This window comes from Shewanella japonica (assembly GCF_002075795.1).
Lineage (GTDB): Bacteria > Pseudomonadota > Gammaproteobacteria > Enterobacterales > Shewanellaceae > Shewanella > Shewanella japonica.
Genome location: NZ_CP020472.1, coordinates 4677081 through 4699526, shown reverse-complemented (window position 1 = coordinate 4699526; position 22446 = coordinate 4677081). Strand labels below are relative to the sequence as shown.

Here is a 22446-nt window from a genome sequence, read left to right as displayed (position 1 = left end):
TAACGAGTTGATTTTGTGCTAATCTATTTTAAAATATAAAAAAATAAATGCGATGATGGAATATGCTTTCTAAATTTTGGAAGCGTCAAGCTCCGCAAATGGTCGGGATCGATATTGGTTCTCATGAGATTAAGGCCATTTTGCTAAGTAAGACCGCTGATGGATATAAAATTCAAAACTATATATCTGCACCTCTACGTAAAGGTGCGGTTGTCGATCACGAAATCCGCGATTCAGAAGCTGTTATTGAATCTTTAAGACATATTAAGCGAGGACTGCCTAAGAGTATTAAGTCTGCAGCTGTCGCGGTTTCTGGCTCTGCTGTCATGACAAAAGTCATTTACATGGACGCTTCATTAAATGAAGAAGAAATGGAAGCACAAATTGAGATTGAAGCAGATAACCTTATCCCTTATTCACTAGATGAAGTGAGTATCGATTTTGAAACTCTTCAGGCAAACACAACTGACCCGACAAAAGTTGATGTGCTGTTAAGTGCTTGTCGCACAGATAATATTGATACTCGTATGGATTCTTTAGATGCGATTGAGCTCGATACCAAAGTGGTGGATGTTGAAGCTTATGCACTAGGGCGGTCATCAGAATTAATCCTTGCACAATTACCCGAAGGTGCAAATGAGAAATCTGTAGTATTGGTTGATATCGGTGCCAATATGACGACATTTGCCGTAGTTGAGCATGGAGAAACAACCTTTATTCGTGAGCAAGCGTTTGGTGGCGAGTTATTTACTCAATCTATTTTATCGTTTTATGGCATGCCATATGACGAAGCTGAGAACGCCAAAATAACAGGCGAGTTACCGCGTAATTATATGTTTGAGGTGTTATCACCGTTTCAAACACAATTATTACAGCAGATTAAACGTACACTTCAAATTTATTGTGCTGCCAGTGGTAAAGATAAAGTTGATTATATTGTGCTCTGTGGTGGTACCGCAAAACTTGAAGGCATGACTGCATTATTAACTAATGAATTGGGTGTACATTCTATTGTCGCAGACCCGTTCCAAGGTTGTTTGCATGCTGAGGACGATATTAAAAACCAGCTTAAGCCAAGTATTAGTAAATATATGGTGGCATGTGGTTTAGCGCTTAGGAGTTACGCTCAATGGCGAACATAAATTTACTTCCTTGGCGTGAAGAGGCCAGAGAAAAACAAAAACGAGATTATATTGGCATATTAGCATTGGTTTTTTTAGTGACCTGTTTAGCTGTATTTTTAACACTCAGCTTTATTGAGGTTGTTACTGATGATCAACGCCAACGAAATGCTTATCTTCAAAATGAAATATCACTGTTAGATGCACAAATTGCCGAAATAAGAAAAATCACAGCTCGAAAGAAAGATATTGAAAGACGTACTAAGATTATATTAAACCTTCAGCAATCTCGAAACTTGCCGACACATGTTTTAGATGAATTAGTGCGAATTGTTCCGCCAGGAATATACCTTTCAAGTATTGAGAAAAAAGGTAGCTTACTCTGGATTGAAGGCCGCAGTGAATCGAATAATAACGTGGCTAATATGATGCGTAAGGTGAAAACATCACAATACTTAAATGATCCAAGTATGCAGTCCATTATTAGCCAAAATGAGAACTTACGACAGCTGCAAAAGTTTAGATTAAAAGTGACGATTTCTGATGTTGAATCAGTTGAAGCAACTGAAGGAGGTCAATAATGAATTTAGACTTAGATCAGTTTAATGATATTGATTTTGAAAATATCGGTAGTTGGCCTGCTTTAGTTAAGGTTGTTTTCGCAGTATTTCTGTCAATCTGTGTTATGGGGGCAAGTTATTATTTATTTGTCTCCGATGCAATTGACGTTTTAAATAACGAAGAAAGAAAAGAAATAACTTTACGAGAAGATTTTCAATCTAAATATCGTTTAGCCGCAAACTTAAAACTATATCGTGAACAGCTGGTTGTTATGGAAGCGCAATTTGCTGAGTTACTTAAAATGTTGCCTTCTGAAAATGAAATGCCGGGCTTATTGGACGACACTACATTTGTAGCAACTGACGCAGGTTTAAGAATAAATAGCTTAGATTGGGATACTGAGATTGAGCGTGACTTCTATTTAGAATTCCCAATTAAAATTGCTGTAGTGGGTGATTATCATCAACTTGGTAATATGGTCAGTGGTGTAGCAAAATTACCTCGTATTGTTAGCTTACATGATTTTGTTATTACACGAGATGATAGCGGTAGTTTGTCGATGGACATTTTAGCGAAAACCTATCGATTTAAAGAAGGTGCACAGCTGCCTGCTGAGAATAAGGGGAATAAGTAATGAGATTCCTCCCTATATTAATGATGGTGTTAATGTTAACTGGCTGTATTGGTGATCGCAGTGATTTAGAGTTGTTTGTAACGACAACTAAAGCGCAGCACATTGCTCGTATTCCTCCGTTAAAAGAAACTCCTAAGTTTGAACATTTTGCTTATCAAGCAGAATTAATGCGCAGTCCTTTTGTACCACCTTCACGCGAGCTTACAGAAGAAGTGGTTGATACAAGTAGAAATTGTCTACAGCCTGACTTAAAGCGTCGTAAAGGTCGTTTAGAAACATATGCTTTAGACAATTTAAGAATGCGCGGTACATTAACAGAAGATGACACTATTTGGGCTTTGGTCGAGTCTTCTGATGCCAATGTATATCGTTTAGGGGTCGGTGAGTATCTCGGTCTTTACCATGGGAAAATAGGTAAAGTGACACCGCAATATATTGAAATAATAGAATTAATTCCAGATGGTTCTGGTTGCTGGGCTGAAAGAGCAAGCAACTTAGAACTATCTGGTAACTAATGTGCGAAGGATGAGGGAATAATGAAATCTTCTGCCGCGATGCAAACATCGACAAAAAAAGTCTCACTAATTAAAACGGTATTGGGTGTTGTTTTAATGTTGGGCGCACTTCCAAGTGCTTTCGCCGCCAATAAGTTAATGGATGTTAAATACCATTCTGTTGTCGATCATCAATTAGAACTGGAACTGGTATTCGAATCCGCGCTAGATAAGCCTGAAGTCGATTTGTCAGGTTCTCCTGCTCAAATAATTTTAAGTTTTGAAGACAGTATTTCAAACCTTGAAAAAGAAAATATTACGATTGATCGTGTAGGTGTTGAAGGGCTTAAAACCACGCAGGTTGATGGCGCTTTAAATATTGTTGTCGATCTTGCAGAGGTTAAGCCTTATCAAGGTAAAGTTGTGGGGAATACCTATCGCTTAACTGTGAATGACACAATGTCTGGGCCTGATAATGCCAGTAACCCGTTTGTTAATGGTATTGATACAATTGACTTTAGACGCAATAAAACTGGTGGTGGTGATTTACTGATTCATTTGAATAACCGCTCTGTTGCGGCAAATGTGGCTCAAGTTGGCTCTAAACTAGAAGTTAAACTGTATAACACTGATATCAAAAACGATTTATTATATGTCATGGATGTGCAGGATTTTAATACACCAGTGACAAGCTTTGAAACTTTTAAGGATGATTTAACTTCACGCATTATGGTCGATGTTGATGGCAACTACGATTATAACTATAAGCAAGAAGGTAACGTTTTTAAGGTTAGTATTAATAAAGTTGAGCGTGTTGCCGTTGCTGCTGAAGAAAAGAAATACAATGGACGCTCACTTTCATTGAACTTCCAAAATATTTCAGTCAGAACTGTGCTGCAAATTATTGCCGATTACAATGATTTCAACCTTGTAACGAGTGATACTGTTGAAGGCAATATCACGTTACGTTTAGATGATGTACCTTGGGATCAAGCACTTGATCTTATTTTGCAAACTAAAGGGCTTGATAAGCGTATTGAAGGTAATATCTTAATGGTGGCGCCTAGTGAAGAGTTGGCTACACGTGAAAGGCAAGATTTAGAGAATCAAAAAGAAGTGAAGGAGTTAGCTCCGCTATATTCTGAGTACATTCAAATTAATTATGCTAAAGCTGCAGATATTGCTGAGTTAATGAAAAGTGCAGATTCTAGTTTGTTATCAACTCGAGGTAGTGTTGCTGTTGATGAACGGACGAATACACTGCTTGTAAAAGATACTGCAGAGTCGTTAGAAACAATTCATCGCTTAGTTGAAATACTCGATATTCCAATTAAACAAGTGTTGATTGAAGCGCGAATGGTGACAGTCAAGGACAACGTATCTGAAGATTTAGGTATTCGCTGGGGCATAACAGATCAGCAAGGCGATAAAGGAACCTCTGGTTCGCTTGAAGGCGCAAATGATATCGTTGCTGGTGTTGTACCTGCATTAAGTGATCGCTTAAATGTTAATTTGCCTTCTTCGGCAACTAACGCTGCGAGTATTGCATTTAGTGTCGCTAAAATGGCCGATGGTACCGTGCTTGATTTAGAGTTAAGTGCACTTGAGCAAGAGAATAAAGGTGAGATTATTGCCAGCCCGCGCATTACCACCTCTAATCAAAAGTCTGCTTATATTGAGCAAGGTGTAGAAATTCCTTATGTTGAGTCTGCATCAAGTGGTGCAACAACTGTTTCATTTAAGAAAGCGGTTCTTTCTTTAAAGGTTACACCGCAAATTACGCCGGATGATCGTGTGATTCTTGATTTAGAAATAACTCAAGATACCCGTGGTGAAACAGTTCAAACTGGTACAGGTGAAGCAGTGTCTATTGATACTCAGCGTATCGGCACTCAAGTACTTGTGGATAATGGTGAAACCATTGTGTTAGGTGGTATTTATCAGCAAAACTTAATTAGCCGTGTGAGTAAGGTGCCGGTTTTAGGTGATATTCCGTTAGTTGGCTTCTTGTTCAGAAACACATCTGATAGTAATGAGCGTCAAGAGTTACTGATTTTCGTTACACCTAAGATTGTGACTGAGCAGTTGTAAAAAATTGCGAATCAAAAATACCAGCGTTCTCGCTGGTATTTTTTTGCCTGTTCTTTAGGTTAACTTCAATTAAGTTATTAATTTCATGCTATAAAAATAAAGCTTCTGCACTAGAGTTCAGGAAACGTTATTCTGATTAATAAGGAGAAGTAGAATTTATTTTTAAGAAACTCAGGTTAATTCGTCAACATGACTTGCAACAACTGGTGCATAACTGAGATAATCCTCCGTCAAGTCTCATTAGAGCAAGGTTAAATTATAGGTCGGCTTGAGTTTAAGTCGATAAGGCATACTTTTCATATAAGATTCAGACGTATATAAAATGGCTGAAAAACGCAATATTTTTCTGGTAGGCCCAATGGGCGCAGGCAAAAGCACAATTGGTCGCCATTTGGCCCAAATGCTGCATTTAGATTTCCACGATTCAGATCATGAGATTGAGCAACGCACAGGTGCAGATATTGCCTGGGTGTTTGACGTTGAAGGCGAAGAAGGTTTCCGTCGTCGCGAAGCTCAGGTCATCGCTGACCTTTCGGAAAAGCAAGGTATTGTCCTTGCTACTGGCGGCGGATCTGTACAAAGTAAAGACATACGTAATCATTTGTCAGCTCGCGGTATCGTTGTATACCTTGAGACGACAATCGATAAGCAAGTCGCTCGTACTCAACGCGATAAGCGTCGACCTCTTTTGCAGGTTGATGACCCGCGCGAAGTGCTAGAGAATCTTGCTGATGTTCGTAATCCTTTATACGAAGAGATTGCTGACGTGATTGTTAAGACAGATGAGCAAAGCGCTAAAATAGTCGCAAATCAAATTATTGAGCAACTCGGATTCTAGGTAGGTTTATGCAACAAGTTCAGGTTGAATTAGGTATAAGAAGTTATCCCATTTTTATTGGCCAGAATTTATTGCAGCAAAATGCTTACCTTTCCGATTACCTTTCCGGTAAAAAAGCACTCATAGTCACCAATGACACTATCGCTCCCTTGTACCTGACAACGGCACAACAAGCGATGGCGAGTTGTGCTGACGTGGGTGTTGTTGTGCTTCCTGATGGTGAGAAATATAAAGATCTCACACATCTGGATTTGATATTTTCAGCTTTGCTTGAAAATAACTATGCCCGCGATTGTGTCATAGTTGCATTAGGTGGCGGTGTCATTGGTGACATGGCTGGCTTTGCTGCATCTTGCTACCAGCGAGGTGTTGAGTTTATACAAATTCCAACCACACTGCTTTCGCAAGTTGACTCTTCTGTAGGTGGCAAAACAGCAGTCAATCATCCGCTAGGGAAAAACATGATCGGGGCATTTTATCAGCCTCAAGCCGTGATCATCGATACCGATTGCTTATCAACTTTACCGGCTAAAGAGTTTGCTGCTGGTATGGCTGAAGTGATTAAGTATGGCATTATCTGGGACGCTGAGTTTTTTAGTTGGTTAGAGCAAAATGTAGAGTCACTTAAAGGGCTTGATAATGATGCATTAACTTATGCTATAGCTCGATGCTGCCAAATTAAGGCTGATGTGGTTGCACAAGATGAAACAGAGCGTGGCGTACGAGCTTTGCTTAATTTAGGCCACACCTTCGGACATGCCATTGAAGCTGAAATGGGTTATGGCGTATGGCTTCATGGTGAAGCGGTATCTGCTGGTACAGTCATGGCGGCACTCACGTCATTAAAACTCAATTTAATCTCACAACAAGATTTCAATAGGGTCGTTGCTTTACTGCAAGCGTTTGATTTGCCAGTTGCATCACCAGATTCAATGACATTTGATCAATTCATTGCGCATATGCAGCGAGATAAAAAAGTCCTTGCTGGTCAAATTAGGTTAGTGTTACCCACGTCAATTGGCTCCGCTGACGTTTTTTCAGATGTTGAAACTTCATTATTGGCAGAAGTGATTAGCCAAGTCTAAGTAACGTGTGAGTCTAATGGTGGGCTTGTGGACATTCAACAAACGCTATTGTTACCTTCTCAAGAATCTCTAGTACAGCGATTACAGCATATTGCTAGCTACAGCGAGCAATTGGTGCTCTTGTCCGGTGCTAAAGGAGCAGGTAAAACAACCTTAGTTACAGCCCTTGCAAGTGAACTGGATAGTTATAATTCTGCACTCGTAATCTGCCCAATGCATGCAGATAGCGCAGAAATTCGACGTAAAATCCTTGTTCAACTCATTTCATCTCCTATCTTTGATGATGCGCTTCCATTAGCTGATACGTTACTTCGAATACAATCTAGCTTAACTAAGCCTTTACACATCATTATTGATGATGCGCAATACATGCCAAAAGAGCTTTGGGCTGAATGCTTGATTTTGACTCAGTTGCAATGTGCGGGTAAGCCCATTTCGATGACGTTTACCATCGAAACTGATTCACTTGCCGAACTGACTCACGAGCTCGCAGACTCAATGCAAGCTTTGCTGCTACATGTTGAGTTAGAGCCTTTATCCTTGGCTGAGCGAGAAGGCTTATATCGCACACTTTTGGTGAGAAGTAATAAAACCCCGTTTATTCCGCGTGAAATTATTCAAGCTCAAATTGAAAAACAATCTGGCACACCTACCGAAGTGATCAATTTATTGAATAAAGCATTAGAGGACCAACCTGAAGACGTCAAAAAGTGGCCTAAATTTTTGCCTTGGGTCATGGGGTCTGTTGTGTTGTTATTAACTCTTGTTATAGCAAGCTGGTTTATGTTTAAAGAAACTGCAGAAGTGCCAGCAGATAACGTAAAGTTTAATAACATTTATTTGCCACCAGAAACGCCAGCGCAGTGGGCTATTTATAATTATGCTGAATTATTACTGCAACCAGTCATTAACGACACGGCTGGCTTGAATCAGGCTGAGGCTGGTCTAAGGCTAGATGCGCTCAAGCCTACTCTTACCGAATTCAATTTTGTGGATATTATGCTGCGAAACAGTGCAGGTAATAACAGTAAGATGACTGATGAGCACAATGTAAACAGCAACATCTCACAGACAGAAGATGAGCAAAACGTTGAAATAAGTGAAGATGAATTAGCCGCTGACCCAATGACTCATCAATCACCCGAAGCACGCTCTCAAGACATAAATCAAGATGTCCAGCTATCTGAAGTGTCAGAAGGCAAGCCGATTGCCGAGAGCGACAAATTAGTCGCTGAAGGTTTATCTAACAATGATAATACGGCGAGTTTATCACTGTTAGATAAACCTGGTTATACATTGCAAATTGCCAGTGTCCGAGAGGCTAAGTCACTCACTCAAATATTATCTAAACTAGAACGGATTCAAACAGACTCAGCTTATGCCCAACAAGCTCGTTATAAACAGCGCCATATTGTGTTATTTGGGCAATATGACACAGTAAGTCAGGCACAGCAGCAAGCTGATGAATTACAACAGTCACTAGGTTTATCCGCGCCCTGGGTGCGCAAATGGAGTGATTTGACTGGATATGAACTCAAAATAGATTAACCGCTTAAAAAGCCATTAGATTCGATAATTCAAACGATGATTATTACCAATAAAAAGAGTACAATCATCTGCTTTAATTTTGCTAGCAAACGGTATTCATGACTAAAAAGCATAGAGCCTTTCTTAAGTGGGCGGGTGGAAAATTTAAACTCGTTGACGAGCTTGCAAAACACTTACCTCAAGGTAATAGATTAGTCGAACCTTTCGTCGGTGCTGGATCAGTATTTCTTAATACTGATTATGATGAGTATTTACTCTGCGACATAAACCAAGACTTGATTAATTTATACAATATTGTCAAAAATGATCCTGATACTTATATCGCAGCAGCTAAAGCGATGTTTGTGCCAGAGATGAATGTAAAAGAGCAATATTACCGTATTCGCACTGAATTCAATCAAACTAACGATCCCTTCAAGCGTTCAGTATATTTTTTGTATATGAATCGCCATGGTTTTAATGGCTTATGTCGTTACAACCGCAAAGGCGGCTTTAATGTACCTTTTGGTTCATATAAAAAACCATACTTTCCTGAAGATGAACTTAGGCATTTTTCAATGAAGGCGCAAAAAGCGAGTTTTCATTGTGTAAGTTATGAAAAAGCTTTTGAGATGTCGACTGTTGGGGACGTGATTTATTGTGACCCTCCCTATGCGCCATTATCAACAACGGCAAGCTTTACTACATATGCAGGGCCAGGTTTCAGCTTAGATGATCAAGCCTTACTTGCAAGAGAGTCGCGTCATACCGCACTTGAAAGAGACATTCCTGTTTTAATCAGTAACCATGATATTCCGCTAACACGCGAATTATACCGCGGTGCCAAACTGGCCTCTATTGCAGTGCAGCGTAATATAAGCCAAAAGGGCAATGGCAGAAAGAAAGTGGATGAAATTATGGCCTTGTACGATCACCACTACCAAGAAGTGATTGATTAAGTATTGTATTAATTGTTCTGCTATTGATTCATGAATAGCATGGGAATGGTATTGCTATAGAAAGGACATGAAGGGTAATTGGAACAGGATTACGCTAATACTTGGTTCACGATAAAAATCAAAGATAGAATCATAATGATCGCCAGAGCAATTCCCATAAAAATAAAAGGTAATGGTGAATTACTTTGTTGAAAGTCTCGCTGGCGATTATCTTCTGTCTGCACTCCAAAGAAAGCTGCAACAGTACTCGAAAATACCCGCCAAAAAGACATTAAATGCTATTCGGATTATTAGTGGGCATGTCGCTAATCGGTTTACTCTTGTCGCTGTTGTGTAGTAACTCGAGTAAATCTAAAAAATGAAACTGGCTTGAGCGACTCTTACCCGTAACCCAATCTCCCCAACTCACATTGTCAGACTCGACAGCACAACGATTATTAGGGTGGCTGCTAGGTAGGCTGGAATTGTAGGTAACGTTTTCTGTACAAGCACAGTTGTCAGCCAACAATGGATTGCTATTATCCGACATGACAAAATAGGCGACTAACATTAATGCGCTGGTTGAAAATAAGCTTACTACAGGTTTTAGCGTCACCTTACCTGTTTGGTGGGTGCTCATTTTTGACTGACTGCACATCATAAGGGCTATCCTTGTCTTATACTTTCAGAATTAACACAATAAAAAAATGTTTAGTGACGTTCTAATAGAGACTTAGCAACTGACTCGGTAGTCGCTTTATAACTATAACATCGCGAAAAACACAGTGACGTAGGTCGCATTATAGCAAATTTGTATAGTTAATGAACATCACTCTCATGTGATCTGGATCAATTTAATACTTACAGATTATGAAAATTTACGTTTATTGACAATAACAACCTTTTATTACGCTTTGCGACTAGAGCGAATAAGCTTCAGGGGGTAAAATACGGTCACTTTTAATTGCTTCGAGAAGACTATGCGTCCATTTTTGATTGCCCCATCTATTTTATCTGCCGATTTCGCCCGTTTAGGTGATGATGTTAAAGCCGTTTTAGATGCCGGTGCTGACGTTGTTCATTTTGATGTAATGGATAACCACTATGTACCAAATTTAACAATCGGTCCTATGGTTTGTCAGGCGCTTCGTGATTATGGCATTACCGCTGATATTGATGTGCACTTAATGGTTAAGCCTGTAGATCGTATCATTCCAGATTTTGCTAAAGCAGGTGCTTCAATTATTACTTTTCATCCAGAAGCGACGGAACATCTTGATCGTAGTTTGCAATTAATTAAAGAATCAGGCTGTAAGGCTGGCTTAGTATTTAACCCTGGAACGCCATTACATTATCTTGACCATGTAATGGATAAATTAGATGTGATTCTGCTTATGTCAGTCAATCCTGGCTTTGGCGGTCAATCATTTATCCCATCTACGTTAGATAAACTTAAACAAGTTCGCGAAAAAATTGATGCCAGTGGATTTGATATTCGTCTTGAAGTGGACGGTGGCGTAAAAGTGGATAATATTGCCGAAATTGCAGCGGCAGGCGCAGATATGTTTGTCGCAGGTTCTGCTATTTTTAATCAGCCTGATTATAAAACCGTGGTTGATGAAATGCGTACCGAGCTTGCAAAAGTAGACGCGTAGTATGGCTGATTTTTCTAGCATAAAAGCCATTGCGTTTGACTTAGACGGCACGCTAATTGATAGTGTGCCCGATTTAGCCGCCGCGACCCAAGCGACACTTGCTGAGTTAGCATTACCAAGTTGCACCGAGCAGCAAGTGAGAAACTGGGTTGGCAATGGTGCTCAAGTATTAATGCAGCGTGCGTTACTCAATGCTGAGCAACAAAAAGGGTGTGACATAGGTGTACAACTTGAAAATGTCATGCCTATTTTTATGAAGCATTACGAATTACACCTACAAAAACACAGTAAGTTATATGCTGGAGTGTTAACCGTGCTCAGCAAACTTAATGCTGCAGGCTACCCACTGGCGATTGTGACAAATAAACCTTATCGGTTTACTATCCCGTTGTTAGAAGCATTTGGTATAGCCGACTTATTTGGTCTGGTGTTAGGTGGCGACTCGCTGGATAAAATGAAACCCGATCCTTTGCCTTTAACGCATATTTTGGACAAATGGCAGCTCGAACCTCAACAGCTGTTGATGGTAGGGGATTCAAAAAATGACATATTAGCAGCGAAAGCCGTAGGCGTAACCTCAATAGGCTTGACCTATGGGTACAACTACGGTGAAGATATTGGTCTGAGCGGACCCACTGCGGTATGCGAACAATTCAATGAAATTTTAGCCTTATTAACTAATTCGGCAGAATTCACAGCTAAATCAATGGAGCAATAAAACAAATGACTGCAAAACCTATCGTGTTTAGTGGCGCTCAACCATCAGGCGAGCTAAGTATTGGTAATTACATGGGCGCGCTACGTCAATGGGTTGGTATGCAAGACAGCCACGATTGTATTTATTGTGTTGTTGATTTACATGCGATTACCGTTCGCCAAGATCCTGAAAAGTTACGAGCGGCATGCTTAGACACACTAGCCATTTATCTCGCTTGTGGTATCGACCCTGAAAAAAGTACCGTCTTTTTACAATCTCAAGTACCACAACATACGCAGTTGAGCTGGGCATTAAACTGTTACACCCAAATGGGTGAGCTTAACCGCATGACACAGTTTAAAGATAAATCGCAAAAGCATGCTAATAACATTAATGTTGGTTTGTTTGACTACCCAGTATTAATGGCTGCAGATATCTTGCTTTATCAAGCAAATGAAGTGCCTGTAGGCCAAGACCAAAAGCAACATTTAGAGCTAACACGTGATATTGCAACGCGTTTCAATAATGCTTATGGCGACACATTTGTTGTGCCTGAGCCATTTATTCCTGAAACCGGCGCTCGTGTCATGTCGCTGCAAGAGCCAACGAAAAAAATGTCTAAGTCAGACGAAAACCGTAATAACGTGATTGGTTTACTTGATGATCCTAAAGCGATTATGAAGAAAGTGAAAAAAGCGATGACAGATAGTGAAGAGCCGCCTGTTGTTCGTTTTGACGTTGAAGAAAAGCCAGGTGTATCAAACTTATTGAGCTTGATGTCAGGTTGTAACGGTCAGTCAATCGAGTCAATTGAAAAAGACTTTGAAGACAAAATGTATGGACACTTGAAAGTTGCAACAGGTGAAGCTGTTGTTGCTATGCTAGAACCTATTCAAGCACGTTTTCGTGAAATCAGAGCGGATGAAGACTACCTAAATGCAGTCTTTAAAGCGGGAGCTGAAAAAGCGCAGGCTCGAGCTGAAGAAACAATCAAAAAAGTTTACGAAAAAATCGGAATGATTGTGTAACGTGCAATCGATTAATAAAAAAGCCAGCTTAATGCTGGCTTTTTTATTGGTTAGTCACCAGAGTGAGATTGCCTTTTTAGCCATTGAATAAAGCTTGCTAAAGCTGGTTCGTGTTGTCTGCGTTGTTTACAGCTAAAGTTAAAATTAAAACCCGTTAAAATGTCTGGTAAATCCAATGCAACAAGCCTTCCTGCTGCAATATCTCCTTTAACCATAAAGTCAGAGGCAAGTGCGATTCCTTGATGAGCAATCGCAGCTTCAATGGCCATCAAAACGTGGCTAAAAATATGTTGTTGTTTTTTGTCGCTGTCGTCGACTTTATTGACGGTATGCCAGCGCTGCCAATCAATGCCTAATTCTCCTTCATCGACGGTGAGTAAGGTTGCCGAAGGTAAAGCGGCGATTAACTCTTGAGGTGATGCATTGGGTTTATTTAGCCATTGTTGCAGGTAATCAGGACTGGCTACAGCAATTAATCGCTCTTTATGCAAGGTAAGGTGCATATAGCCATTTTGATTTGATTGCCCAGTAATAAACATATCAGCGACATTATCACTGAGTTGTGGGTCGCTGGTGATCATATCCAAACGGATTTGAATATGCGGGTGCTGCTGACGGAACTCACTCAGCCTAGGAATAAGCCACTTAATGGCAAACGAGCTGTAAACGGCTAATCGTAACTGCTGGTTACCGTCACCTGTAATTTGTAAGCTGACCTCTTCAAGAGCATTAAAGGTGCTTTCCAATTGTAGTGATAATTGGGCTCCTTTGTCTGTTAGCTGTAATTGCCTTGTACTGCGTAAGAATAATTGCTCACCATAATAAGATTCTAACTGTTTAATTTGATGAGATACCGCACTTTGACTGATGCAAAGCTCTTCTGCTGCACGGGAAAAGTGTTGTAATCGAGCAGCAGATTCAAACACTTGCAATGAACGTAATGGTGGTAGTTTTCTCATTTACTTAGCTAGAAAATTGAATCTTATTTATTACCTTAATTCATTATTGTTTAGTATTCATCATTTTTAATCATGTAAAGGTCTAGTTATTATGCCATTTTGAGAAGCGGTGAGGTGACGATGAAGTCTCCAGTCATTTTTGCACTAATCATACTGGTGCTTGGCAATATCTTTAGCGCGTTATATGACGTATCCATCAAGTGGTTACCAGATAATGCAGATATCATTACCTTTTTATTATTACGACAATGCGGCAGCGTATTGATGTTATTGCCAATATGGTTCATGGCGAGAAAGCCTGTTACAGGCCACTTTAAATTACAGTTAGTGCGTTCTCACTTAGGGGTTATAACGTCAATTACCTTAGTGGTTGGCTTAGTTTCATTGCCATTAGCTACCGTCAGTTCATTATTTTTTTCAGCGCCGATTATGATTACTGTACTAGGCTATGTTTGGCTTAAAGAGCAGATCAGTTTGACCCAATGGTGGATTACTTTACTGGGATTTATTGGCGTGCTGATTTTGTTACGGCCATCAAATATCGAATGGGCAGGCCTGCTAGTTCTCGTTGCTGCAGTGACGTTTTCAATGAATCAAATTGCATTAAGAAAGCTACCAAAGCAAGAATCACCATTAGTGACATTACTGCTTTATAATTTATTGAGTATTCCAGTATTGTGTGTGGCGGGAGCCTGTATCGGCTTTGGGGACGTGACGATGGCATTAATTGGCTTATCGCTGATTAGTAACAGCTTTTTATTGGCGTATCACTTTTGCTGTATTGTTGCTTACCGTAGTGCGAAAGCGAGTGATATTGCCGTAGCTGAATACTCAGGGTTACTATTTTGCGTGCTATTTGGCTGGTTATGGTTTGATGAATGGCTTGATGGGATGAGTTGGCTGGGGGCCAGTTTAATTGTACTACCGACAGTACTATTACCTTTAATACTTGCCTGTGTTCGTAGGCTGCAACGTAAGTCGGTATCTGTATTAAATTAACCTATATTAATCGAATGGGTTTACCCTATAGATAAAAAAACACCGCAATGTATTTGCGGTGATTTTTATTGTGGTCTGTCGTTGTAGGAGTCAATTCATATTTAAGGGTCGATATATTCGAAAACCTTAATCACTTTCCTTACACCAGAAGTATTGCGGGTGATTTCCACTGCAAGATCAGCTTGATCTCGGGGAATGATGCCCAATAGAAATACCTCCCCATTTTCTGTGACCACTTTTACTCTCGTCATGTCTAATGTTTTTTCATTTAACATGCGAGTTTTTACCTTGGTGGTGATCCAAGTGTCATTGCTGCGAGTTGTGAATGAGGTTGGGTTACCAATCCGAATTTGATTATGTAACTTACCGCCAATTTCAAGCTCTTGAACGACTTTAACCGCTTTATCACGCAACATAGAGTTAGGTGACTGGCCAATCATCAATACATTACTGTTCAATACTACGCCAGTAATATTGGTTTGTTTATGAATATCTTGATGCTTAGCTAATGCACTCGTGATTTCAAAGTCGGCATTGGTATCACTGATTTGCGTAGACATACTACGCTCATCATTGGCCATCTTGGCTCCACCGACAGCACCAACCATAACAACACCAGCACAACCTTGAAGCAGGAATAATGTTGCTATGATAAGAACTGCTTTTATCATGCTTGCTCGTCCTGCGGGAACAGAGTGCGGTCGATATTGTCACATAGGCAGTGAATGACTAATAAATGCACTTCTTGAATACGAGCAGTAACGTTAGATGGTACACGTACTTCTACATCACCAGCACTCATTAAGCCGGCCATTGCACCACCATCTTTACCTGTTAGTGCAACAATCGTCATATCACGGCTAAGTGCAGCTTCCATGGCTTTAATGACGTTACCTGAGTTACCACTTGTTGAAATGGCTAATAAAATATCACCAGGTTGGCCTAATGCCATAATCTGCTTTGAGTAAATTTCATCATAGCTATAATCATTAGCGATTGCTGTGATGGTTGAAGTGTCACAACTTAGTGCAATTGCCGGTAAAGGAGGACGTTCAATTTCGTAGCGGTTTAATAGTTCCGCAGAAAAATGTTGTGCATCGCCAGCACTACCACCGTTACCACATGCTAAAATTTTATTACCGCTTAATAAGCATTGAACCATCATTTCAGCCGCTTTCTCAATCGACTCTGGTAAGGCTTCAGCTGCATCAATTTTAGTTTGAATTGATTCGGTGAAACTGTCTTTAATACGCTCTAACATGATAAATCCTTACTCGGTAATGTGATGCTGCTTACATATAATCTCGATTCTGGCAGCATTATAGCTAAATTTAATAAGTTAAAAACACCCTTGGAGCCATTGGATATCGGCTCCATTGATGGCAATCACATCAAAGCGGCATGGCGCATTGATTTTATGTGTTTGTAAATATTGTTCAGCAGCTTTTCTAATGCGTGATATTTGAGCTGTAGATACAGCATTTAAAGCACCTCCAAACTGAGTGGATGAACGGTATTTCACTTCAATAAACACCCAATATTGGTTATCACGCATAATTAAATCAATTTCGCCAAAACGATAGCGCTGATTTTGAGTCACAAACTGTAGACCTTGTTGCTCAAGGTAAGTTCGCGCTTGTGTTTCTGCATGCTGACCTGGATTGATGAATGTCATTGTTTTTTCATCGATATCATAGCGGACGTAGTTTTCCTCGCTGGTATTTGCCCCAGCTTAATTTACGTTCTATGACGCCGTCTTTGTCGACAGATAATGCGCCACTTCGACCATTAAACTGATAACCAGGAAAAGCGCGCATTTGGGCTAAACGATTAACCAAATCCAATGAGTCATAGCCCATGATATATAAACGCTTTTGACCATTATTCCACTGGCTCCATAATGTGTTAACCATAGTGGTTTCAGCATTTGAGCTCATTAACCAAGGAATATCGCTGATCATTAAATTATTGAGTTCTTGTGCTGATTGAGTCGAGTTACCACTGAGCCGACTTCGGCTGGTGGTATACAAGGCAACAGGATCAGCAAAGACGCTGAAGTTAACATCTAAGAAGGGCTTAAGTAGCACTAAGTCTTTAGCTGCCGAAATCATATAAATGGCATCAATATCACGACGCGAACGAAAATCCGCTTCTAGGGTATTACCAATGAGCTCTTTCATTCTTGCTATACGAGCTTGGCTATCTTTAACGCCTAAAGCTTCTTGCACGGTGACTTTCATTTGATCGCCGCCATCATAGTAATGGATTTCGGCGTTCTCTTCCGTTAGCGCTAACCACTTTTCATTGAAGCTTGCAGCCATTCGCTTACCCGTTGAATCGTTGCTTACCAGTAATAAAGGTAAGCTAACTCCGTCATCAAATAGGCGTTGTGCGGCATCACTGGCTTCTTGAGCTGGCGACAACGCAAAATAAAATTGGTCGTTATTCGGTGTAAAGGTTTCTGTTTGATTCAAATACAGTTGTGGAATCGTCATCAAACCTTGCTCGTTTAATGCCTGCATTTCTTCAACAGCATTGGGTAGCAGTGGCCCAATCACAAATTCTGCACCGGCGGCAACGGCCTCTTGATAAGCTTGTTCAACCCCTAAGTTAGTATCAAAAAAGTGTAGCGTGATTTGATCGTCATAAGCGGCCATGTAACTTGCAAGTATGCCTTGCCTGATTGGTTCGGCAACTGCCGCGCGGCGCCCAGTTAATGGCAGTAACACTGCAATATTTTGCGGTTTATAAGGTTGAGCATTCAACGCTTTTTCTAAATCTGAAGGTAATTTTGCCGCCCCAGGGTGATTTGGGTTAGATTGCTGCCATTGGCCTAAATAACGCACTAACTGGGATGGATCGATCGCATAATGTTTAGCGATATAGGCAAGTTGTAACCAACCCGAGAAGGTTGGATTTTTACCATCTCGCATAAAGCTTTTAATGGTTTCTTCATGCAAAGGCTGCAACGTACGCCAAATGGTGTCATTAACTTCAAAGGCTTGCTGTTTCGGAAGATAAAGGCTCAGAGAGCTAAGCTGGCGTAATTCATCAATCGGTTGTTTAGTTTGATTAAATAAGCGTGCTTTATATTGATGATAAGTAACACGTTGCCAGTTCGGTAATTGCCATTGTTCAGGGTAGTTCAATATTGCTAGTGCATCAGCATCTGAGCGATTCAGCTCAGCCACTCTTGCAGACAAGTAAAGCCACTCAGCCTGAAGTGTTGGCTCAGGTTGTAAATTGGGCTTCATTGAAGTCAAAAGCTTATCAGCAGCACTTACATTAGAGTCATTAATGTAAGCGTGAGCTGCTAAAAGCAAATACCTATCTCGCTCTTGAGGCTGCTGACTATTACTTGCCTCAGATAAATAGGTATTAGCCGTTTGCGTTACTGTTGCTAACGAACTATCAATAGCTTGTTTATTTTCAGTAGTTTGAGTCGCACAGCCAAATAATACACTTGATAAAATAGCTGCGAAAACGAATTTTGTTGTAATCAGTCTTTTTAACACAGGGCTTCACTCTGGTAAGATGCTGTCTCTAGTTTAACCTGCTCTTTCACTTGGCGAAAGTCCAGATGAGATTCAATACAGAGGTAGTTATGGACCTATCGGTCGCACTTTATATCGTTCCCACTCCTATTGGTAACTTAGGGGATATTAGCAACCGCGCGATTGAGGTATTAAATCATGTCTCATTAATCGCCTGTGAAGACACACGCCACAGCGGAAAACTATTAAGTCACTTTGGCATAGAAACACGTAAAACAGCCTTGCATGACCATAACGAACGTGACCGAGCTCAGTGGATTATTCAAAAATTAGGTAACGGCGAGGCCGTTGCATTAATTTCTGACGCTGGCACACCGCTCATATCCGATCCTGGTTACCACTTAGTTAAACAAGTGCGAGAGGCAGGTTTTAATGTGATCCCACTTCCAGGTCCTTGTGCTGCGATAACTGCATTAAGTGCATCAGGACTTCCGTCAGATCGATTTTCATTTGAAGGTTTTTTACCATCAAAAGAAAAGGGGCGATTAGATAAACTGGCAGCGCTCAAAGAAGATCCGCGTACATTAATTTTTTACGAATCACCGCATCGTATTGTGCACAGCTTGGAATCAATCGTGACAGCATTGGGCGGCGAGCGTGAAATTGTGATGGCACGTGAAGTCACTAAAACATTCGAAACATTTTTATCCGGCCCAGCAGCCGATGTGTTGCAGAACGTCAAAGATGATCCTAATCAGCAGCGCGGTGAAATTGTATTAATGTGTCATGGCCATCGCACAGAAGCCGAGTCAGAGTTTTCAACCACTGTCATAAATACCCTTAAAATTCTTTGCCAAGAATTGCCCTTAAAAAAAGCGGCGGCATTAACAGGGCAAATTTATGACATTAAGAAAAACGCTCTTTATAAGCATGGTTTAGAAATCGGTTTATAACGAAAGCTACTTTATAAAACTTGCTTAAAAATGGCTGCTGTTAATCAAATGGGTTAACACAGCCATTTTTAGTTGGTGTGTTGTTTATGCTTAGGCTATAATCCGCGCCGAGTTGGCCAGACAGTTGCTGCGTTCGCAAGAACGGGGAGGAAAGTCCGGGCTTCAAAGAGCAGGATACCAGGTAACGCCTGGGCGGTGTAAACCGACGACAAGTGCAGCAGAGAGAAGACCGCCAACTTCGGTTGGTAAGGGTGAAAGGGTGCGGTAAGAGCGCACCGGGCCACTGGTAACAGTTGGTTGCAAGGTAAACTCTATCCGAAGCAAGGCCAAATAGGGTCCCGTATGGCGCTGCTCGCGTTGGGACCGGGTAGGTCGCTTGAGCCTGTGAGCGATTGCAGGCCTAGATGAATAACTGTCCACGACAGGACCCGGCTTATCGGCTTGCTCATTGAATTTGTGGTAGCCGTCTGTTTACAGGCGGTTGCCCAATTCTCTTACTTCTAGTTTTTCAATTGGTACACAACTTGAGACAAAAGTTGGTACACAATGCGTTATATTTTCCAAAGAAATCACATATATTATTTCCGCTATAAAGTCCCCTCTAGGTTTAAGCAATACACCACGTACTCTGAAATAAAATATTCATTATTTACTGACTCTTATGGTACTGCTGTTGATAGAATAGCTACAAAGCTAGCAATTATCAGACGTATCAAAATGATGAAGTCACCACATATTTCACTTAAACAGTTGTTTGCAGAGTTAACCGATTACTCTTGGGCTGATGGACTTCAAGAGCATGAAAGAGACCTCAGAAATGAAAATAATGCTACGACCATGTTTGAAGTTATGGGTGATGACATCAGAGACAGCCTTAAAAATGGCGGTGGTAAGTATGACCCCTCTGATTACGGCTTAAAAACTCTTCCACCAGCAGAAATAGAACCCAGACGTGATTTTGAACAGCTCGCCTTAACCCTGTCAGAGGCTATGATTGAGCGTATATGGAATGGAGGGTCTGAGACCTTTGATAGCCTGTATTATAAAGCTAAAGAGCAGTCAGAGCTCGATACAGCGGTCGCTAAGCCATATTTGTTAAGTGAAGCTTGGGCTGACTTTAGGGTATTTAAATCTGATTGGAAATCAAAGGTTGCGGATGCTAATCATCGGCTTTATCAGGTGATGCTGGAGTTCTGGGGTGACATAGATATTCTGCAGGTTGACAGGCAAATGATTAAAGGGGTGCTGTCACGTTACCAAGACTTTCCTAAAAGGAATATTAAGCCTTATCACTCCATGTCGGTACAAGAAGTTATGGCTATTGATGAGGAAGAGATAGCTAACAAGTCAAAGGTAGCTCCAAAGACAGTAAAAGAACTCTTAAAGTTATGTCAGAGCTTTTTTAGTGCATATTTAACAATAGAGAAGGGTATCTTTCAAATTTCTCCGACAGCGAACGTTAAGTATGAGGTGAAGTCTGTTTCTTATGCTAGCTTCTCTGATACTCAGATTAAGAAGCTTAAAGAAAAAGCTATATCGTTAGGTGGCTGGAAGCAATGGACTATTCTTTTAGCTATTTATACAGGAGCACGAAGGGGGGATATTGTTGGGCTAACTCGTAATAGTCTTAAAATTGACGAAGATACAGAACGTTATTATCTATGGATTGATTCAGGTAAGACAGATGCGGCTACTAGACCTATCCCTATACACCAAGAGTTAATAGACCTTGGTCTTATTGAGTTTATTGAGGGTATCGAAGGAGAGTTATTTCCAGAGATAGCCAAGCATCACAACCGATTAACATATCATGCTAGAGCCTTAATGGACTCTCTGCAGATACCTTCTGAGAACGAAAGAGGGCAACGGTATTCTCTCCATAGCTTCCGTCACACCTTCATTACCAAAGTTCAAGAGTGCGGTGTTTCCACTTCTTTATTTCAGACCGTAGTTGGGCATGAAAAATCCGAGCTAGGAATATCTAATAGATATACTCATGACTTCAAGGTTAAGTCACTATTTTGTGTTGTCGATGCCATTACTGATTGGTAAAGGTGGGGAGGTGTTTAGCTCTGATATTATAGGGGGATGAATAAAGTGTATAATTTTAAAATCCCCAGAAGTGTGAACATTCACCATTGAGCCCTCAGCTTTGGCTTCAGTTTCAGTGGGTTTGTTTAAGGACTCATTGGCTGAGTAGGCGATGTAAGCTAGCCCTGCAATCAAAGTAAAAATAACAATGCGTCTTACAAATATTAAGTTTTCACTTGCTTCGGATACTAAAAGAGTAAGCTCTTTTTGAATTTTTAATGCCTGCTTCCTGACCTCAGCTTGTTCGGCTAGGCTGTCATATCTTTGGAATTCAGCTTTGATTCGTTTTTTTATGTGACTGAAAGTTTTAGCGTGCACATTTAAGGATTTAACTATCATGAGCGTTGTAATAAATAAGCCCATGGCAACAGCGGCCGCATCAACTGCAGCTTCTATTTTCATAATAGCCCCAATAACCGCTAAAGAAGCAGGAATAGCTAAAGCTCTCGCTTGACCGCTTGACACTATGTCATTAATTTTTGATGTGTATTCAAGGTCTTGTTTACTTATTTCGCTCAGTACCTTATTCACACTGAAGCGTTGAATGAACATTTCGTGGTGTTCATCATACTTCTTTTGGAATTCCACCAAAGAATGAAGCATGTAATTGAATATGGCTGATGAGGATTCGCATTTATTAATAAATTCACCAAAAGAAGAACGCATTACAGATTTGCGCTCATCAGCCTGCTTATCATCTATAGCTAGTGTTTCTTCAAGTTTTGAAATTGAGCGTATTGATTCATCTAGTTGAGTCAGCCCTACCAAAGTATCCCACGTTGTCTCTGGTTTAAAGTCGTATCGACGTGACGGGGCTTCTTGTTCTGATTCAATTAAGAACAGTAATCTTTCAGACCCCTTTGCTACTCCTTCTGGTGGCTCGCAGTGGTCACACAGTTTGGAGAGGATGCGATGTGTGCCACATAAGATTTCAAGCCTTTGAGTATTTATACTGCTATCGACATCGGCCAAGCTTAAATCTGAGGCAACTAAAAAAACGTCTGGTATGCAGAGTGTATCACTGACCTTTTTGAAGAGGCTTTCCCAGTTTAAATAAATAGGGCATTTTTTATCCCAATTCGGGGCTGTTAGTTGCACGAATAATTTTGAGCCACGGATGCTGCGCACGTTATCAAACTTGAAGCCAAGAGAGGTTAAGCTCTTTTTCAAGCCAGAAGAATTTGAGCTGGTTACTCCGTCAAAAACTAGCAGAGTGTCTGTTGACTCATCTAGTGGAGTAAGCTCTTTAAGCAGATTAAATAAGTCTGAGGTGTCGGTCAT

General features: G+C 40.6%; 23 protein-coding genes, 1 other RNA gene and 1 pseudogene. 17 read left to right on the top strand and 8 right to left on the bottom strand.

Features of this window, described 5'->3' with window-relative positions:
* The first annotated feature begins 62 nt into the window (after positions 1-62).
* The 9 genes from SJ2017_RS19985 to SJ2017_RS19945 all read left to right on the top strand — a co-directional run bounded on the left by SJ2017_RS19985 (position 63) and on the right by SJ2017_RS19945 (position 9310).
* Entirely contained in the window at positions 63-1142 is a 1080-nt protein-coding gene (locus SJ2017_RS19985) for a pilus assembly protein PilM (protein WP_080917139.1), read from the top strand.
* Positions 1130-1702 (top strand): PilN domain-containing protein, encoded by a 573-nt coding sequence (locus SJ2017_RS19980; RefSeq protein WP_055026232.1) that lies wholly within the window; start codon positions 1130-1132, stop codon positions 1700-1702. Before SJ2017_RS19985 ends, SJ2017_RS19980 begins: the two co-directional genes overlap by 13 nt.
* Positions 1702-2316 carry a type IV pilus inner membrane component PilO gene (locus tag SJ2017_RS19975; protein ID WP_055026231.1) on the top strand — a complete coding sequence of 205 codons (615 nt, stop codon included), beginning with the start codon at positions 1702-1704 and terminating at the stop codon, positions 2314-2316. Before SJ2017_RS19980 ends, SJ2017_RS19975 begins: the two co-directional genes overlap by 1 nt.
* Positions 2316-2831: a pilus assembly protein PilP gene (locus SJ2017_RS19970; protein ID WP_080917138.1), complete on the top strand. Its 516-nt coding sequence runs from the start codon at positions 2316-2318 to the stop codon at positions 2829-2831. Before SJ2017_RS19975 ends, SJ2017_RS19970 begins: the two co-directional genes overlap by 1 nt.
* 21 nt (positions 2832-2852) lie before the next feature.
* Positions 2853-4901 carry a type IV pilus secretin PilQ gene (locus SJ2017_RS19965; RefSeq protein ID WP_080917137.1) on the top strand — a complete coding sequence of 683 codons (2049 nt, stop codon included), beginning with the start codon at positions 2853-2855 and terminating at the stop codon, positions 4899-4901.
* 322 nt (positions 4902-5223) lie between these two features.
* Entirely contained in the window at positions 5224-5739 is a 516-nt protein-coding gene (gene aroK / locus SJ2017_RS19960) for a shikimate kinase AroK (protein ID WP_055026228.1), read from the top strand.
* An 8-nt stretch (positions 5740-5747) separates the two neighbouring features.
* A complete protein-coding gene (aroB, locus tag SJ2017_RS19955) occupies positions 5748-6824 on the top strand; it encodes a 3-dehydroquinate synthase (RefSeq protein ID WP_080917136.1) in 1077 nt (358 codons plus the stop codon).
* Positions 6825-6851: 27 nt separating this feature from the next.
* A complete protein-coding gene (locus SJ2017_RS19950) occupies positions 6852-8372 on the top strand; it encodes an AAA family ATPase (protein ID WP_080917134.1) in 1521 nt (506 codons plus the stop codon).
* Between the two features lie 98 nt (positions 8373-8470).
* The gene (locus SJ2017_RS19945) at positions 8471-9310 is read left to right on the top strand and encodes a Dam family site-specific DNA-(adenine-N6)-methyltransferase (RefSeq protein ID WP_055026225.1); all 840 of its coding nucleotides are present in this window, start codon (positions 8471-8473) and stop codon (positions 9308-9310) included.
* 89 nt (positions 9311-9399) lie between these two features.
* Here the strand turns inward: SJ2017_RS19945 and SJ2017_RS19940 are convergent, their stop codons facing one another.
* Positions 9400-9582 carry a DUF2970 domain-containing protein gene (locus SJ2017_RS19940; protein ID WP_055026224.1) on the bottom strand — a complete coding sequence of 61 codons (183 nt, stop codon included), beginning with the start codon at positions 9580-9582 and terminating at the stop codon, positions 9400-9402.
* Positions 9582-9950, bottom strand: a complete 369-nt coding sequence (locus tag SJ2017_RS19935) for a hypothetical protein (RefSeq protein WP_055026223.1) — start codon at positions 9948-9950, stop codon at positions 9582-9584. The genes SJ2017_RS19940 and SJ2017_RS19935 overlap by 1 nt, the downstream gene beginning before the upstream one ends.
* A 319-nt stretch (positions 9951-10269) precedes the next feature.
* Here SJ2017_RS19935 and rpe point away from each other — a divergent pair, with 319 nt between their 5' ends.
* The 3 genes from rpe to trpS are packed head-to-tail and all read left to right on the top strand — an operon-like array spanning position 10270 to position 12669.
* Positions 10270-10944 carry a ribulose-phosphate 3-epimerase gene (gene rpe, locus SJ2017_RS19930; RefSeq protein WP_055026222.1) on the top strand — a complete coding sequence of 225 codons (675 nt, stop codon included), beginning with the start codon at positions 10270-10272 and terminating at the stop codon, positions 10942-10944.
* Position 10945: 1 nt separating this feature from the next.
* Entirely contained in the window at positions 10946-11662 is a 717-nt protein-coding gene (locus SJ2017_RS19925; RefSeq protein WP_080917133.1) for a phosphoglycolate phosphatase, read from the top strand.
* A 5-nt stretch (positions 11663-11667) separates the two neighbouring features.
* On the top strand, positions 11668-12669 hold the full coding sequence (trpS, locus tag SJ2017_RS19920) for a tryptophan--tRNA ligase (protein WP_065110433.1): 1002 nt from the start codon (positions 11668-11670) through the stop codon (positions 12667-12669).
* A gap of 50 nt (positions 12670-12719) precedes the next feature.
* Here the strand turns inward: trpS and SJ2017_RS19915 are convergent, their stop codons facing one another.
* The gene (locus SJ2017_RS19915) at positions 12720-13628 is read right to left on the bottom strand and encodes a LysR substrate-binding domain-containing protein (RefSeq protein ID WP_080917132.1); all 909 of its coding nucleotides are present in this window, start codon (positions 13626-13628) and stop codon (positions 12720-12722) included.
* A 120-nt stretch (positions 13629-13748) separates the two neighbouring features.
* On the opposite strand from SJ2017_RS19915, the gene SJ2017_RS19910 reads away from it, so the two are divergent.
* Complete coding sequence (locus SJ2017_RS19910; RefSeq protein WP_080917130.1) at positions 13749-14627, top strand: DMT family transporter; 879 nt, start codon at positions 13749-13751, stop codon at positions 14625-14627.
* Positions 14628-14728: 101 nt separating this feature from the next.
* Here SJ2017_RS19910 and SJ2017_RS19905 read toward each other — a convergent pair whose 3' ends face one another.
* The 4 genes from SJ2017_RS19905 to SJ2017_RS19890 form a co-directional block, all read right to left on the bottom strand.
* Positions 14729-15298, bottom strand: a complete 570-nt coding sequence (locus SJ2017_RS19905) for a BON domain-containing protein (protein ID WP_055026217.1) — start codon at positions 15296-15298, stop codon at positions 14729-14731.
* Positions 15295-15888 carry a phosphoheptose isomerase gene (locus SJ2017_RS19900; protein ID WP_055026216.1) on the bottom strand — a complete coding sequence of 198 codons (594 nt, stop codon included), beginning with the start codon at positions 15886-15888 and terminating at the stop codon, positions 15295-15297. The genes SJ2017_RS19905 and SJ2017_RS19900 overlap by 4 nt, the downstream gene beginning before the upstream one ends.
* Positions 15889-15966: 78 nt before the next feature.
* Entirely contained in the window at positions 15967-16293 is a 327-nt protein-coding gene (locus tag SJ2017_RS19895; protein ID WP_144430229.1) for a YraN family protein, read from the bottom strand.
* Positions 16294-16318: 25 nt separating this feature from the next.
* Complete coding sequence (locus tag SJ2017_RS19890; RefSeq protein ID WP_080917129.1) at positions 16319-18142, bottom strand: penicillin-binding protein activator; 1824 nt, start codon at positions 18140-18142, stop codon at positions 16319-16321.
* A gap of 89 nt (positions 18143-18231) precedes the next feature.
* Here SJ2017_RS19890 and rsmI point away from each other — a divergent pair, with 89 nt between their 5' ends.
* The 4 genes and pseudogenes from rsmI to SJ2017_RS19875 all read left to right on the top strand — a co-directional run bounded on the left by rsmI (position 18232) and on the right by SJ2017_RS19875 (position 21126).
* Positions 18232-19074: a 16S rRNA (cytidine(1402)-2'-O)-methyltransferase gene (rsmI, locus tag SJ2017_RS19885; protein ID WP_055026213.1), complete on the top strand. Its 843-nt coding sequence runs from the start codon at positions 18232-18234 to the stop codon at positions 19072-19074.
* 108 nt (positions 19075-19182) lie between these two features.
* Positions 19183-19526, top strand: an RNA gene (gene rnpB / locus SJ2017_RS19880) — RNase P RNA component class A.
* 94 nt (positions 19527-19620) lie between these two features.
* A pseudogene (locus SJ2017_RS21980) lies at positions 19621-19755 on the top strand (DUF6538 domain-containing protein); the annotation flags it as partial.
* Positions 19756-19791: 36 nt separating this feature from the next.
* Entirely contained in the window at positions 19792-21126 is a 1335-nt protein-coding gene (locus SJ2017_RS19875; protein ID WP_167692950.1) for a tyrosine-type recombinase/integrase, read from the top strand.
* Here SJ2017_RS19875 and SJ2017_RS19870 read toward each other — a convergent pair.
* Positions 21091-22446, bottom strand: a complete 1356-nt coding sequence (locus SJ2017_RS19870) for a hypothetical protein (RefSeq protein ID WP_080917126.1) — start codon at positions 22444-22446, stop codon at positions 21091-21093. The genes SJ2017_RS19875 and SJ2017_RS19870 overlap by 36 nt on opposite strands.